Origin of the sequence: Zafaria sp. Z1313, assembly GCF_050563205.1 — a bacterium.
GTDB lineage: Bacteria > Actinomycetota > Actinomycetes > Actinomycetales > Micrococcaceae > JAZDCJ01.
Map to the genome: position 1 here is coordinate 1 of NZ_JBNWUK010000020.1, position 14,531 is coordinate 14,531.

Here is a 14,531-nt window from a genome sequence, read left to right on the forward strand (position 1 = left end):
GAACCGTGGGGATCGTCGGGTTGTGGTTTAGGTGGGGGTGGCTTGGGGGTGGAAGTAGGTGTTGCGTTGTGGTCTTCGGGCGGGGTCGATGTGGGGTGGTGGGATCCAGTAGGGGGCGTTGTTGATCATGGTGATCTGCCAGCCGCCGTCGTGGACGAGGTGGTGGTGGAAGGGGCAGCAGAGGGCGCCGTTGTCGATGTCGGTGGTGCCGCCGCGTGACCACCAGGTGATGTGGTGGGCTTCGGTGCCGCTGGCGGGGGTGGTGCAGCCGGGGGCGGTGCAGCCGCGGTCGCGGGCGTAGAGGATCTTGCGTTGTTCCTCGGTGAAGAGCCGTTCGGAGCGTCCGGCGTCCAGGACCTGTCCGGCGGATCCGAGCACGACGGGGATCAGCTCGGCTTCGCAGGCGAGGCGGCGGATCTGGGCGGGGCTGACGAGTCCGGCGTGCACGGCTTCGGAGCGTTGGGTGCCCATCGTGGCGAGCTCGCCCAGCAGGGTCTGGTAGTCGATGGTGACCATGACCTGGGGCCGGTTCCCGCCGTTGCGGGGCAGCTTGTTCGTGGACAGGGCGATCCCGACCGCGTTGACGAGTCCCTCGAGTTGGTGCTGGGCCCGCGTCCTGCCATCCGCGGGCGCCTCGGCCGGCTCCCCCTCCACGTCGGCCGCCGCGGTGGGGGCGGGATCGCTGGCGGCGTCTGCGGTGTCACTGGTCTCGGTGCTGTGGGCCTTGGTGTCTCCGGCCCCGTCGGCGTCGTGGGGCGCGGTGCGGGGGCCGGTGCGGGGGTTGGCGGCCGGGGCGCAGACGCTGAAGAGCTGTTCGGCCTGGGCGTCGTCGGTGACGAGTTTGAACACGTGCAGGTTCTGGGACCGGCCCTGGTAGAACAGGCCCTGGAGCGCGCGCTTGGTTTCCTCGCTGGGTTCGCGGCCGTCGGGGTCCAGGAACAGGGTCCAGGTGTCGGCGACCTGGTGCATCGTCGCGGGCCCGTCCTGCAGCACGGTCTGAACGAGGCTGTCTTCCATCGCGGCCAGTTCCGCGGTCCCGCCTCCGGGGCGGGTCCTGGCCGTGGGCGCCGCCTTCTCGACGCGGCGGGTCAGTTGCAGGGCGGCCGGGACCGAGAGCCGGCCCGCGTGCACGGCGGCCGCGGCGGCCTCGTAGCGGGCCGGGAGCGGTTCGCCGGTCAGGGAGGTGCGCGGAAGCAGTTTCCGGGCCGCTTCGAGCCGGGCCCGGGCCTCGGAGCGTGGGATGTGCAGTTCCTTGGCCAGGTAGTCGGAGGTGTCCCGGTACTCGGCCCGCCCGCCGGGTCCCGGGGCGGCACCGAGGAGGGTGATCTGCTCGTCCTCGGCCGCGCGGGCGGCGATGACCTGGGCGCGTTGGACCTCCACGGAGAGCTTCTCGAGTCCGCGCAGCAGGCCCGCGAGCGCGTGCCGGCCCGGTGGTTGGGCCTGGATGGTGTCCGACCAGCCGCGCAAGGCCTCCCGCAGCCCGGCCAACGCCACGGCCCCGCTGCCGGCCCCATCGCCGGCTCCATCCCCGGACCCGTCCGGCAAGGGCGCGGGACCCGTTCCGGGGACGGCCCATCCGTCGTCAGGGACAATGGCCCCGCTGTCAGCGGGCATGCCGTCGCCGGTTCCCGGGCTGCCGCCTGGAGCGGGCCCGGCGGCCGCAGCGGCCGCGGCAACACCGCCCTCCGGGAAGGGCGCGGGATCCGCTCCGGGGACGGCCCACGCGCCCTCCCGGAACGGATCCGCCGGCAGCTCGTTGATGGTCATGAATCCATCATCATCGAAACTTTCTTCGAATGAGCAAGAGTTTCCGGCAACCGTGGACAACACCCCCGGCATCGAAGCTGTGGAGGAGAAACCGGGTAGCGAAGGAACGCCGGATTTCTCCATCCGCTTAATGGGTGAACAGTCCACAGCAACGGTGGACTCTTCGTCCCCGGCATGCCTAAGGTAGGCAGCGGTGGGTCCACGCGGACCCGCCATCCAGTGTCAACCCCAGCAACCAGTGACGGAAGAAGGTAGTGCCATGGGACTCGGAGACAACCTCGGCGGCCTCGGCGACAAGCTGAACGACCTGAAGAACCAGCACGGCGACAAGATCAACGAAACCATCGACAACCTCCAGGCGCAGCACGGCGACAAGCTCGGCGAGCACGCCGACAAGGTGAACAAGTTCGTCGACGACGCCCAGGCCCAGCACCTCGGCGGCAAGGACGCCAAGCCGCAGGAGGGCCAGCAGTAGCTGCCCACTCCGTCAACGCCTGACGTCCCCGCGGCCGCCGGCCGGGGGACGTCACGCGTCCGGGCGACAGGAGCTTGGGCAGCGTGCATCCGGGCCTGCCGAAGCGTGGCTCGCGGTCAGTGCGTCGCTTCCCGGAGGCCCTGCCCGTCCAGGACCAATGCGAGTTGGGTGCCCGCGATCCGGCACTGACCCGCGCCGTGGCTGACCTCGCCGGCCTCCAACGCGGCCCGGGCTTCGTCGAGCCCCTCGGCGGAGAACGCCACCTCGACGGCCCCGGGGAGTAGCTCGGGCGCCGGCCAGAAGCCATGGAGCGTCCCGTTGGGGACGGAGGAAGCGGAACAGGCATCGTCGGGGCCGTCGCCGTCGCACCCGAGATCCACGGTGTCGGAACCCGCGAAGAGCTCGAGCACCACTTCGTGGCACGCCCCGTCCTGGCACCAGGTCAATGACCCCTGGGCCGGCGGATCCGCGGGCACGATGTCGGCCGCGATCGTCAAGGAGACGCCCGTCGCGAGTCCGATCGCCGGGCAGCCGCGCTCCGGCAGCATGCCGCAACCGGCTAGGAGCGCCACGGCGCCGATCGCCAAGGCCGCCGCCGACGTCGGTAAGGGCGGCACGGTCTTCGTCGCGCGCGCCCGGCTTTCCGTCACTTCCCGCCGTGGTGCGTCCCGGTGTGCCGTCATGGCGCCAGCCTACGAGCCCCGGCGCGGTCGCCGGAAGCACGGGAAGGCAACGACCTGCCGCCCGGCCGTCGTCAGTGGGGCCAGCGACCTGCCGCCCGGCCGTCGTCAGTGGGGCCAGCGACCTGCCGCCCGGCCGTCGTCAGTGGGGCAGCGCGATGCCCTCTGACCCCTCGTGCGCGAGTCCGTCGGCGAGCAGCCCCTCGAGACAGCGCTCCCTCTGTTCCCCGCCCGCGGGCAGCTCGGCAAGCCTCTTCCACGCCGCGGAGTACGCCGCAGGGTACGACGCCGGTGCCTCCCCGGTCTCGCCGGCGGTGGCCGGGCCCTGGGTCGTGCCGACGCCAGTCGGGACCTCCGCCTCGACGCCTCCCGCGGGCGCTTCCCCGGCGGAGAGGTGGGCGCCGAGGAGCGCCGCGCGCGGCACGGGGGCGTCGGCCTCGCGCAGAACGGCCATGAAGGCCCCGCGCACCTGGCGGTCGGTCCCGGCCCACGGCTGGCCCTTGGGCACGTAGTGGGGTTCCGGACGTCCGGCGTCGACCCACGCGCAGTCCTGAGCCACGGGGCAGTCCCCGCAGCGCGGCGCTCGGGCCGTGCAGACCAGCGCGCCCAGCTCCATGACCGCGGCGTTCCAGCGGCAGGCGAGGGCACCGGCGTCGTGCTCCTTCTCCGGCATCAGCGCCTCGGCGAGCCGGGCCTCGGCCGCCGTATAGGAGGGTTCGGGCAGGGCACGGCCGGATACGAGCCGGGCGTGGACCCGGCGGATGTTGGTGTCCACGACGGTCTCCGGGATCCCGAACGCGAAACACGCGACGGCCGCGGCCGTGTACGCGCCGACGCCCGGCAGTGCGAGGAGCGCGCCCGGATCCGAGGGCACCTCCCCGGCGTGGTCCTCGGCGATCCGCTGCGCCGCGGCGTGCAGGCGCAGCGCCCGGCGCGGATACCCGAGCCGCCCCCACGCGCGCAGCGCCTCCCCGGCGGGTTCGACGGCGAGCGCGGACGGCGTCGGCCAGCGCTCCATCCATTCCTCCCACACCGGCAGGACGCGCACCACGGGGGTTTGCTGGAGCATGAACTCGCTGACCATCACGCCCCACGGGGTCCGCTCCGCCCGCCGCCACGGCAAGTCGCGCGCGTGGACGTCGAACCAGTCGGTGATGCCGCGGTGCAGCGCGGTCGTGTCGGTCGTCGCGGGCACGGCTCTCCTCTCCAGAACCCTCAAGGGCTCTCCGGGTGCGCTTCGGGCCGCGTCCAGGCGGGAACGCCGGGCCCTCATCGGCCCCAGCCCGACGCCGGACGCCGGCCGGGTGCGGGGCCGCACCTGACGGGTCGGGTGCTTCCCGGCACCAATACTCTAGTGCCCGGCGTGGGAACGGGGGCGCCCGCACGCGGGCTCATAGCCTAGAAGCATGGCACAACAGCACCCTCGGCCCCCGCGCCGTCCGAGCCCCGCCGTGTACCGGAGGCGCCGGCTCGCCGCGGGAATCGTGCTGCTCGTGGTGCTGGGACTGCTGGTCTGGGCCGGCTTCGCTCTCGCCTCCCTCTTCTCCGGTTCCGACGACGGTCAGGGCGCCCCGCAGGGGTCCGGCACCTCGGCCCCGGGCAACGACCCGGACGGAACCGGGGGCGGCGCGTCGGAGAGCGGCGCCCCGGAAGGCTCGGCCCCGGCGTCGGACGCGGGGGAGCCGAGCGGGGCCCCGGAATCCCCGAGCTGCGTCGCGGGCGACGTCGTTGTCAGCGCCGAGACGGACCAGAGCGCCTACGGGGCCAACGAGAACCCCGTGCTGATCATGACCGTCGGCAACCAGGGCCAGGCGCCCTGCACGGTCAACGTCGGCACCGGGCAACAGGAGTTCCAGGTCCTCAGCGGTGACGACCGGATCTTCAACAGCAGCGACTGCCGGACCGAGCCCACCACCGTGGAGCTCGAGATCAAGCCCGGAGGCCAGGAGACCGCCCGCTTCACGTGGGAGCGCGTCCGCAGCGCCCCCGGCTGCGAGGCGGTCGCGACCAAGCCCCGCCCCGGCACCTATGTCTTCACGGCCAAGCTCGGCGAGCTGACGAGCAACAAGGCGCCCTTCCAGTTGCGCTAGAGCGCGTCCGGCGGGGACGCGCGGAGGCAATCGTCGCGGCTGCCCGTCCCGCCAGCCACGCCAGCCCCCGTCGCGGTCGCCGCGTCCAAGGCGGTCCGCCGCGCGCGGCCGGGCCCCGGCGTCGGAATCCTAGGAGAAGCGGTCCAGGAGGCTCGATTCGGCGATCCGCGAGAGCCCTTCACGGATGGTCCGGGCCCGCTGCTCGCCGATCCCGTCGACGTTCATGAGGTCCTCGATGTTGGCGGCCATGAGCCGCTGCAGCCCGTCGAAGCTCGCCACGAGCCGGTCGGCGACGGCGCGCGGCACGGCTTTGATCCCCGCGACGAGCCGGAAGCCCTTCGGGTGCACGATCGCCTCGAGCGAATCGGTGCCCGGCGTGACGCCGAGGACGGTGGCGATCCGGGACAGGTCGATCATCTCGGTCGAGGAGAACCCCTGCAGCCGCGCGAGCGCGGCGTCGATCTCCTGCTGCGAGTCCAGCTCCGCGTAGTCCCTGAGCAGCAGGTCGCTGCCGGGGCCCAGCCCCGCGCTGAGTTCGTCGAGCTGCAGGGCCAGGAGCCGGCCGTCGACGCCGAGCTCCAGGACGTACTGGGCGATCTCCTCGGAGATCCGGCGCACCATCTCCTGCCGCTGCAGGACCACGGCGACGTCGCGGACCGTGACCGTCGCCTCGATCTCCAGCGCCGAGAGCGTGGCGGTGACCTGGTCCAGGCGGTTGCGGTAGCGCTCGAGCGTCGCGAGGGCCTGGTTGGCGCGGGCGAGGACGGGCTCGGAGCCCTCCAGGACGTGGCGGATCCCCTGCACGTACACGGCGATGATCTGCATGGACTGGGAGACGGAGATGACGGGCAGCCCGGTCTGGATGGCCACGCGCTCGGCCGTGCGGTGGCGCGTGCCCGACTCCTGCGTGGGGATCGTGTGGTCCGGGACCAGCTGCACGGCCGCCTTGAGGATGTTGGAGGCGTCCTTGTCGCAGACGATCGCACCGTCCATCTTGGCGAGCTCGCGCAGCCGCGTCGGGGTGAACGGGATGTCGATGTCGAAGCCGCCCGAGCAGATGGAGTCCACGACCCGGTCGGAGCCGAGGACGATCAGCGCGCCGGTGCGCCCCCTCAGGATGCGCTCGAGTCCGTCGCGCAGATGGGTGCCGGGCGCGACTCGGGCGAGGGTCGTCCGCAGCGCGTCTTCGGGGCTCTTGGCCATGGTGGTTGTCCTTCCGGGGCGGCTACCACCATCGTAGGGGGAAGGGTACGACGCCGGACGCCGCGCGCGCCTATCCTTCCTGCTCCCCGCCGGGGAAGGCGATCTCGAGGGCCTCGTTGAGCGTGCCGACCTCCTTGACGCGGAAGCCCTCGGGGACGGTGCCGGGGCCGTTGGGGGAGGCGGGGACGATCGCGTACCCGAAGCCGAGCCGCTCGGCCTCGGTGATCCGGCGAGAGATGTCCGGGACGGGGCGGACCTCGCCGGCGAGGCCGACCTCGCCGAACACCACCATCCGCGAGGAGAGCGGGCGGTCCATCCGCGCCCCGGCGACGGCCAGCGCGGCCGCGAGATCGACGGCCGGCTCGGCGAGGCGCACGCCGCCGACCGTGGCGACGTAGGAGTCCTGGCTGGACAGGTCCAGGCCGGCCCGGCTCTGCAGAACGGCCAGGACCATCGCCGTGCGGGAGGAGTCCAGTCCGCTCGTGGCCCGGCGCGGCTGGGCGGTGGAGGACTTGGCGATGAGGGCCTGGACCTCGGCGACGAGTGGGCGCCGGCCCTCCACGGTGACCGTGATGCACGTGCCGGAGACCGGTTCACGGGTCCGGGTCACGAACAGCCCGCTGGGATCGGCGAGCCCCTCGATGCCGGTCTCGGTGAGGTCGAAGCAGCCCACCTCGTCCGTCGGACCGTAGCGGTTCTTGACGGCCCGCAGCAGGCGCAGGCGGGAGTGGCGCTCGCCGTCGAACTGGCAGACCACGTCCACGAGGTGCTCGAGGAGGCGCGGTCCCGCGATCGAGCCCTCCTTCGTGACGTGGCCGACGAGCAGCGTGGCCATGTGCCGCTTCTTCGCGGCGTTGATCAGGGAGGCTGCGACCTCGCGGACCTGGGTGACGCCGCCGGCCGCGCCCTCGACCTCGGACGAGGAGAGCGTCTGCACGGAGTCCACGATGAGCAGGTCCGGGGCGAGCCGCTCCACTTGTCCGAGCGCGATCCCGAGGTCCGTCTCGGCGGTCAGGTGCAGCGTGTCCGCGAGTGCCCCGATGCGATCGGCCCGCATGCGCACCTGGGCCGCTGACTCCTCGCCCGTGACGTAGAGGACGCGGCGCCCGCCGCGGGCCGTCCGAGCCGCGACGTCCAGCAGCAGCGTGGACTTGCCGACGCCCGGTTCGCCCGCCAGCAGGATCACCGCCCCGGGGACGAGGCCGCCGCCGAGGACGCGGTCCAGCTCGCCCACGCCCGTGGGGCGGTAGCCGGCCGCCGTCGCGTCGACGTCGCCGATCGCGGGGGCGGGATGGGCGATCACCGTCGCCGGCGTCGTCCGGGCGACCGTCTGGCCCGTCTCCTCGACCGTTCCCCACGCCTGGCACTCGCCGCAGCGGCCGACCCACTTCACGGTGGTCCAGCCGCACTCGGTGCAGCGGTAGCCGGAAGCGGGCTTGGTGCGCGTGGAGGACTTCGTGGCCATGGGTCACAAGGCTAGCCGCTGGCCCCGACGATTGGGGGCGCGGGCGCGGCTGGCGGCCCCGGCGGTCAGGACCGGAGGCGCGGCAGGTAGCCCGCGGCCTCCTCGTTGTCGAGGCCCGCCGCCTCGAGCAGGTCCACGAGCATCGGGCGCAGCAGGAGCACGATCCCCTCGCCTTGGAGGCCCGAGACGCCGAAGGCCTCCGGACTCAGGCGCGCAGCCGAGGAGGCGAGCTCCTTGCGGGCCCCGTGCTCGGCCCGGTCGCGAGCCGGCTGGCTCGGTTCGACGACGGAGCGGCCCAGGGTGTCGACGCCGTCGGCGACCTCGTCGAGGAACTGGGAGAGCGCGTCGATGGCCTCGTCGCTTAGCGCCGCGTGCGTGATCACGGAGGTGAGCCGGCGCGTGAAGACGCGGGAGTTGCGGACGGCCAGGTCGGTCTTGTCCGCGAGCCGGGCGAGCCGCTCCACCTCCCCGCGCTGGCTGCGGTAGGCGGGGGAGAGCGTCGCGATCTCGCGCGCCCCGCGCATCGAGGAGGGCAGGGCGTCCATGAGCTGCTGGGTGCCCCGGGCCCGGATCAGCGCGTGCCAGGCCCGTGTCGAGTCGGAGGCGCGCAGGGCCGCCGAGGAGTCGCGCAGGACGCCGGCGAGCTCCTCGAGCAGGGCGCGCAGCTCCCGGGCGGGCTCGCGGCGCGGGTTCCGCGGCGTCAGCGCGGCGATCACGAGCGCGAACACGCCGCCGATGATCGCGTCGGCGCTGCGGGCGAACACGCCGTCGGCCGGGGCGGGCAGCAGGACCACGAGGAGGGACTGCAGGCCCATCTGCGTCGTGAAGATCGTGCCGCTGTCCAGGAACCGCGCGATGACGAGGGAGACGAGGAGGACGGCCGCGGCCTGCAGTGGGCCCGTGCCCAGGACGTGGAGGAGCAGGTCCCCCACGAGGATCCCGAGGGTGCAGCCAAGGGCGACCTCGATGGTGCGGCGCGTATGGGTGTCGCGGCCGAATCCGAGGGCGATCATCGCCGACGTCGCGGCAAACAACGGCCCCGCATGCCCGAGGACCTCCTCGGCGAACCAGTACGCGCCGACGGCGCACACCGTGATCTGCACGATCTTGAGCGAGGAGGACTTGACGCGCAGCGCGCCGACGACGGTCCTGCGGCGCAGGAAGCGCCACGCGCTGCGCAGGGGCCGGGGGCGGGTCATGAAACCAGTCTGGCACGCGGGCCGCGCCGTGACGGGAATCACCGCCGCCCCCCCACTACCGCCGAATGCCGCGGCAAACCAGCCCCTCCGCGCGGAAAAGGTTCAAAATGCCAGTTCCGTTCACCCCCCGTTCACTTTCGGCGGAAGGTTCCGTTACCTCGCGCCCCTACCTTCAAGTACGGAGCGCGACGGCGAACACCGCACCGCGCCGGCCCGGAGCACGTGGTTGCCCGGCATCCACCACTGACGGGGACCCGTTCCCCCCGAGCACTCGACGAAGGAAAACTCGTGAAGGTTACCCGCTTCGGCCAAGCAGCCGTTGTCCTGTCCGTCGCCGCCCTGGCCCTGACCGCCTGCGGCTCCGACAACGCCACCGGCGCTCCCGCCACGACCCCCGCCGCCGGCGGCTCCGAGGCGCCCGTCTCCGCGGTCACCGGCACCCTCACCGGCGTCGGCGCCTCCGCGCAGAACGCCGCCATGGACGCCTGGAAGGTCGGCTTCTCCGCCGCCCACAGCGGCGCCAGCGTGCAGTACTCCCCGGACGGCTCCGGTGCCGGCCGCAAGGCCTTCCTGGCCGGCGCCGCGCAGTTCGCCGGCTCCGACGCCTCCCTGAAGGACGACGAGTACGAGGAGGCCAAGCAGGTCTGCGGCCCCGACGGCGCCTTCAACATCCCGGCCTACATCTCCCCGATCGCCGTCGCCTACAACCTCGAGGGCGTCGACGAGCTGAAGCTCGATGCCGAGACGATCGCCAAGATCTTCAAGCAGGAGATCACCACCTGGAACGATCCCGCGATCGCCGCGCACAACGAGGGCGTCGAGCTGCCGGACACCGCCATCACGGTCGTCCACCGGAACGACGAGTCCGGCACCACCGAGAACTTCACCGAGTACCTCGAGCAGGCCGCAGGCGATGCGTGGGGCTTCGAGGCCTCCGGCGAGTGGCCGTCCGACATCCAGGCCGAGAACGCCAAGGGCACCTCCGGCGTCGTCTCGACCGCCTCCTCGACCGCCGGCGCGATCACCTACGCCGACGCCTCTGCCGTCGGCAACCTGGGCACCGTCAGCGTCAAGGTCGGCGAGGACTACACCAAGCTCTCCTCCGAGGCCGCCGCCAAGGCCGTCGAGGCCGCCACCCCGGTCGAGGGCCGCGCCGACATCGACATGTCCCTGGTCCTGGACCGCAACACCTCCGAGTCGGGCGCCTACCCGATCGTCCTCGTGAGCTACCACATCTACTGCACGAGCTACAAGGACCAGGCGACGGTCGACCTCGTCAAGGCCTTCGGCGAGTACATCGTCTCCGAGCAGGGCCAGCAGGACGCCGCGGAGTCGGCCGGAAGCGCCGCGCTCTCGGAGACCCTGCGCGAGAAGGCGATCGCCGCCATCGAGACCATCACGGTCGCTTCCTAGCCAAGCACCCCACGTCAATGCTTGAGTAGGTAGACGACGCAGCGCCGCCGCCTCCGCCCCGTGGCCACCACCACGGGGCGGAGGCGCGGCACCCCCTCAACGCAGCGGCGCCCTCCGATCCCCCGGGGCGGCCGCCGCCCAACACGACCGAAGGGTCACCATGTCCACCAGCGCGCTCACCCGCGGTGAGAAGTCGGGCCAGGCCGGAGACAAGGTCTTCTCCACGGCCTCCATGTCCGCCGGCATCCTCATCCTCGTCACCCTCTTCGCCGTCGCCGCCTTCCTCTTTGCGCAAGCCGTCCCCGTCTTCCAGGCGGACGCCGAGGACGTGTCCGGCGGCAACGGATTCGCCAGCTACATCTTCCCGATCGTCATCGGCACGATCATCGCCGCCGCGATCGCCCTGGTCATCGCGACCCCCGTGGGCATCGGCGTCGCCCTCTTCATCTCCCACTACGCCCCCCGGCGCCTCGCCGCGGGGCTCGGCTACGTGATCGACCTGCTGGCCGCGATCCCCTCCGTCATCTACGGCGCCTGGGGCTACATGGTCCTCGCTCCCGCTCTCGTGCCGGGCTACGTCTGGCTCGCCGAGAACCTCGGCTGGATCCCGATCTTCGAAGGACCGGCCAGCCAGACCGGCAAGACCATGCTCACGGCGGGCATCGTCCTCGCCGTCATGGTCCTGCCCATCATCACCTCGCTCTCCCGCGAGATCTTCCTGCAGACGCCCAAGCTGCACGAGGAGGCCGCCCTGGCCCTCGGCGCCACGCGCTGGGAGATGATCACCATGGCCGTCATCCCGTTCGCGCGGCCCGGCATCATCTCCGCCGTGATGCTCGGCCTCGGCCGCGCCCTGGGCGAGACCATGGCCGTCGCGCTCGTGCTCTCCACCGGCGGGCTCATCCCGTCGCTGATCAAGACGGGCAACCAGACCATCGCCGCCGAGATCGCCCTGAACTTCCCGGAGGCGTTCGGCCTCCGCCTGGCCGAGCTGATCGCCGCCGGCCTGGTCCTCTTCGTCATCACCCTCGCCGTGAACATGATCGCCCGTTGGATCATCAGCCGGCACAAGGAATTCTCGGGAGCCAACTGATGAGCAACGCCACCCTGACCTCGCAGCGCAACTCCCTCGCCAAGGGCCGCCTCCCGCGGTGGGCCGTTCCCGCCGTCCTGGGCGGTGCCCTCGTGCTCGGCGCGGCCCTGTCCACGCTCGGCGGCTTCAGCATCGCCACCTTTCTGATCTACACCGCGGTCCTGTTCGTCGCCGCGGCCACGATCACCACGACCGTCGTCGAGGGGCGGCGCCAGGGCACGAACGCCTTCGCCAAGTACCTCGTCTACGGGGCATTCATCCTCGCGGTGATCCCGCTCGTGTCCGTGATCGTCACGGTCCTCGCCCGCGGCGTGCCCGGCCTGACGCCCGAGTTCCTCTTCACGTCCATGAACGGCATGACCGGCGCGGTGGACAACGCCTCGGTCGAGAACGGCACCCCGGTGCTCGGCGGCGCCTACCACGCCGTCGTCGGCACCCTGCTCATCACCCTGTGGGCCACGCTGATCTCCGTGCCCGTCGGCATGCTGACCGCGATCTACCTCGTCGAGTACGGGCAGGGCAAGTCGCTCTCCCGCGGCATCACGTTCTTCGTGGACGTCATGACGGGCATCCCCTCGATCGTCGCGGGCCTCTTCGCGGCCGCGCTCTTCGCGGTCATCCTCGGCCCGACGGCCCGCATGGGCATCGTCGCCGCCGTCGCCCTCTCGGTCCTCATGATCCCCACCGTGGTCCGTTCCACGGAGGAGATGCTCAAGATCGTCCCGAACGAGCTGCGCGAGGCGTCCTATGCCCTCGGGGTGCGCAAGTGGCGCACCATCACCAAGGTGGTCATTCCGACGGCGATCTCCGGCATCGCGTCGGGCGTCACCCTCGCGATCGCCCGGGTCATCGGCGAGACGGCCCCGATCCTGGTCACGGCCGGCCTCGCGAGCAGCATCAACTGGAACGTTTTCGCGAACTGGATGGCCACGCTGCCGACGTTCATCTACTACCAGATCCTCACCCCGACCTCCCCGACGAACATCGATCCGAGCGCCCAGCGCGCCTGGGCCGCGGCCCTGCTGCTGATCCTGATCGTCATGCTCCTGAACCTCGTGGCCCGGCTCGTGGCCCGCGTCTTCGCCCCCAAGACCGGCCGCTAGGCCCCCGCACACCCGAAGGAACACTTCACATGTCCAAGCGCATCGACGTCAAAGACCTCAACGTCTACTACGGCAAGTTCCTCGCCGTGGAGGGCGTCAACATCAACATCGACGCACGCTCCGTGACGGCCTTCATCGGCCCGTCCGGCTGCGGCAAGTCGACCTTCCTCCGCACCCTGAACCGCATGCACGAGGTCATCCCGGGCGCCACGGTCGAAGGGGACGTCCTGCTCGACGGCGACAACCTCTACGGTTCCGGCGTGGACCCGGTGACCGTGCGCAGCCAGATCGGCATGGTCTTCCAGCGCCCCAACCCGTTCCCGACGATGTCCATCCGCGACAACGTGCTGGCCGGGGTCAAGCTCAATGCCCGGCGCATCAGCAAGGCCGACGCCGACGAGCTCGTGGAGCGCTCGCTGCAGGGCGCCAACCTGTGGAACGAGGTCAAGGACCGCCTCGACAAGCCCGGCTCCGGCCTCTCGGGCGGCCAGCAGCAGCGCCTGTGCATCGCCCGCACGATCGCGGTCAAGCCCGACGTGATCCTCATGGACGAGCCCTGCTCCGCCCTGGACCCGATCTCCACGCTCGCGATCGAGGACCTCATCAACGAGCTCAAGAGCGAGTACACCGTGGTGATCGTGACCCACAACATGCAGCAGGCCGCCCGCGTCTCCGACAAGACGGCGTTCTTCAACATCGCCGGCACCGGCAAGCCCGGCAAGCTCATCGAGTACGACGACACGACCACGATCTTCAACAACCCCTCGGTCAAGGCGACCGAGGACTACGTCTCCGGCCGCTTCGGATAGGCCGTCCACGCGTCCCCCGGCCGACGAACGGCGGCCGGGGGAGGCCCTGAAGGGGGATCTTCAGGGGATCTTGAGGGGGATCGACGGCGGGTGCCGGCTGTGGCCGGCTCCCGCCGTTTCCGTTTCCGTTCCCGTGCCCACGCCCACGCCGGGACGGGCGCCGGGGGGTGGGGCCCCGGCGTCGTCCTCGGTTCCGGCGCCCCGGCACGCGTCAGGTGAGCAGCGGGTGCAGGGCCAGGAAGAGGACCGCGGCGGCCGTCCCGCACGCGACGGGGGCGGCGAGCCAGTAGCCGGCCACGCCGAGCACCTTGCCCCAGCGCACCGTCTCGAAGCGCTGGTTCGCCCCGGCGCCCACGATCGCGCTCGTCACGGCCTGCGTCGTGGACAGCGGCAGGTGCAGCACCAGGGCGCCGACGAACAGCATCGCCGCCGAGACGGTCTGCGCGGAGGCCCCCCGCAGCGGATCGAAGTTCACGAGCCGGTGGCCCAGCGTGTAGGTGATCCGCCAGCCGCCGGCCAGTGCGCCGAGCGCGAGGAAGGAGGCGGCCGTGAGCTGGGCCGCGAACGGCACCGGCGTTCCCGGCTCGAGGACGTGCGCCGTCACGAGGGCGAGGGTGATCATGGCCCCGGTGCGCTGCCCGTCCTGCAGGCCGTGGCCCAGCGAGACGGCGAACGCGCTGACCGACTGCGCGCCGCGGCCCACCCGCGTGACGTCGGCGGAGGACCAATGGCGCATGAGCCACGTCGCGGGGAGCACGAGCAGGTAGGACGCCGCGAACGCGACGAGGGGCGTCACGAGCAGCGGCAGGAGCACGGCGAACAGGAGCATCGAGCGCGCCCCGTGCGTTCCGTCGCCGCCGAGCAGCGCGGACGCGGCGCTCGCGCCGGCCAGGCCGGAGATGACGGCGTGGGTCGACGACGTCGGGATGCCGCGCCACCAGCAGAACAGCCCCCAGCCGCCCGCCGAGACGAGCGCGGCCAGGAGGATGCCCAGTCCCAGCGAGCGTTCCGGGACGTTGAGTTCGACGGCGGAAACCAGGTAGGTGCCGAACGTGGAGCTGAGGAGGGTGCCCAGGAAGGCGAAGGCGGCGGCGCAGACGACGGCGATGGTCGGGGTGAGCGCGCGGGTGCGGACGGCGGCCGCGACGGAGTTCGAGATGTCGCGGAAGCCGTTGAGGAAGGCGAAGGCACACGTGGCCGCGAGGACCAGTGCCAGCAGGATGGAGTCCATGCC

At 71.9% G+C, this 14,531-nt stretch carries 13 protein-coding genes; 6 read left to right on the forward strand and 7 right to left on the reverse strand.

Annotation, left to right across the window (positions count from 1 at the left end):
• Positions 1 to 27: 27 nt before the first annotated feature.
• Entirely contained in the window at positions 28 to 1,767 is a 1,740-nt protein-coding gene (locus tag ACQ3I4_RS14255; protein WP_430632570.1) for a DUF222 domain-containing protein, read from the reverse strand.
• A 259-nt stretch (positions 1,768 to 2,026) separates the two neighbouring features.
• On the opposite strand from ACQ3I4_RS14255, the gene ACQ3I4_RS14260 reads away from it, so the two are divergent.
• Complete coding sequence (locus ACQ3I4_RS14260) at positions 2,027 to 2,242, forward strand: hypothetical protein (RefSeq protein WP_329862879.1); 216 nt, start codon at positions 2,027 to 2,029, stop codon at positions 2,240 to 2,242.
• Between the two features lie 116 nt (positions 2,243 to 2,358).
• Here the strand turns inward: ACQ3I4_RS14260 and ACQ3I4_RS14265 are convergent, their stop codons facing one another.
• Entirely contained in the window at positions 2,359 to 2,925 is a 567-nt protein-coding gene (locus ACQ3I4_RS14265; protein WP_329862881.1) for a hypothetical protein, read from the reverse strand.
• Positions 2,926 to 3,064: 139 nt separating this feature from the next.
• Complete coding sequence (locus ACQ3I4_RS14270; protein WP_329862883.1) at positions 3,065 to 4,117, reverse strand: A/G-specific adenine glycosylase; 1,053 nt, start codon at positions 4,115 to 4,117, stop codon at positions 3,065 to 3,067.
• Positions 4,118 to 4,328: 211 nt separating this feature from the next.
• Here ACQ3I4_RS14270 and ACQ3I4_RS14275 point away from each other — a divergent pair, with 211 nt between their 5' ends.
• Positions 4,329 to 5,012, forward strand: a complete 684-nt coding sequence (locus ACQ3I4_RS14275) for a hypothetical protein (protein WP_329862885.1) — start codon at positions 4,329 to 4,331, stop codon at positions 5,010 to 5,012.
• A 129-nt stretch (positions 5,013 to 5,141) separates the two neighbouring features.
• Here ACQ3I4_RS14275 and disA read toward each other — a convergent pair whose 3' ends face one another.
• From disA to ACQ3I4_RS14290, 3 genes are all read right to left on the reverse strand, one after another.
• On the reverse strand, positions 5,142 to 6,215 hold the full coding sequence (gene disA / locus ACQ3I4_RS14280; RefSeq protein WP_329862886.1) for a DNA integrity scanning diadenylate cyclase DisA: 1,074 nt from the start codon (positions 6,213 to 6,215) through the stop codon (positions 5,142 to 5,144).
• 70 nt (positions 6,216 to 6,285) lie between these two features.
• Entirely contained in the window at positions 6,286 to 7,680 is a 1,395-nt protein-coding gene (gene radA, locus ACQ3I4_RS14285; protein ID WP_329862887.1) for a DNA repair protein RadA, read from the reverse strand.
• A gap of 65 nt (positions 7,681 to 7,745) precedes the next feature.
• Complete coding sequence (locus ACQ3I4_RS14290) at positions 7,746 to 8,879, reverse strand: FUSC family protein (protein WP_329862889.1); 1,134 nt, start codon at positions 8,877 to 8,879, stop codon at positions 7,746 to 7,748.
• A 288-nt stretch (positions 8,880 to 9,167) separates the two neighbouring features.
• Between ACQ3I4_RS14290 and pstS the strand changes: the two genes are divergently transcribed.
• The 4 genes from pstS to pstB all read left to right on the forward strand — a co-directional run bounded on the left by pstS (position 9,168) and on the right by pstB (position 13,297).
• On the forward strand, positions 9,168 to 10,292 hold the full coding sequence (pstS, locus tag ACQ3I4_RS14295; protein ID WP_329862891.1) for a phosphate ABC transporter substrate-binding protein PstS: 1,125 nt from the start codon (positions 9,168 to 9,170) through the stop codon (positions 10,290 to 10,292).
• Between the two features lie 160 nt (positions 10,293 to 10,452).
• A complete protein-coding gene (pstC, locus tag ACQ3I4_RS14300) occupies positions 10,453 to 11,385 on the forward strand; it encodes a phosphate ABC transporter permease subunit PstC (RefSeq protein WP_329862893.1) in 933 nt (310 codons plus the stop codon).
• The gene (pstA, locus tag ACQ3I4_RS14305) at positions 11,385 to 12,488 is read left to right on the forward strand and encodes a phosphate ABC transporter permease PstA (protein WP_329862895.1); all 1,104 of its coding nucleotides are present in this window, start codon (positions 11,385 to 11,387) and stop codon (positions 12,486 to 12,488) included. Before pstC ends, pstA begins: the two co-directional genes overlap by 1 nt.
• A gap of 29 nt (positions 12,489 to 12,517) precedes the next feature.
• Complete coding sequence (gene pstB, locus ACQ3I4_RS14310; RefSeq protein WP_329862896.1) at positions 12,518 to 13,297, forward strand: phosphate ABC transporter ATP-binding protein PstB; 780 nt, start codon at positions 12,518 to 12,520, stop codon at positions 13,295 to 13,297.
• Positions 13,298 to 13,508: 211 nt separating this feature from the next.
• On the opposite strand, the gene ACQ3I4_RS14315 is transcribed toward pstB, so the two are convergent.
• Positions 13,509 to 14,528, reverse strand: coding sequence for an inorganic phosphate transporter (locus ACQ3I4_RS14315; RefSeq protein WP_329862897.1), 1,020 nt, complete (start codon positions 14,526 to 14,528; stop codon positions 13,509 to 13,511).
• Positions 14,529 to 14,531: the final 3 nt, after the last annotated feature.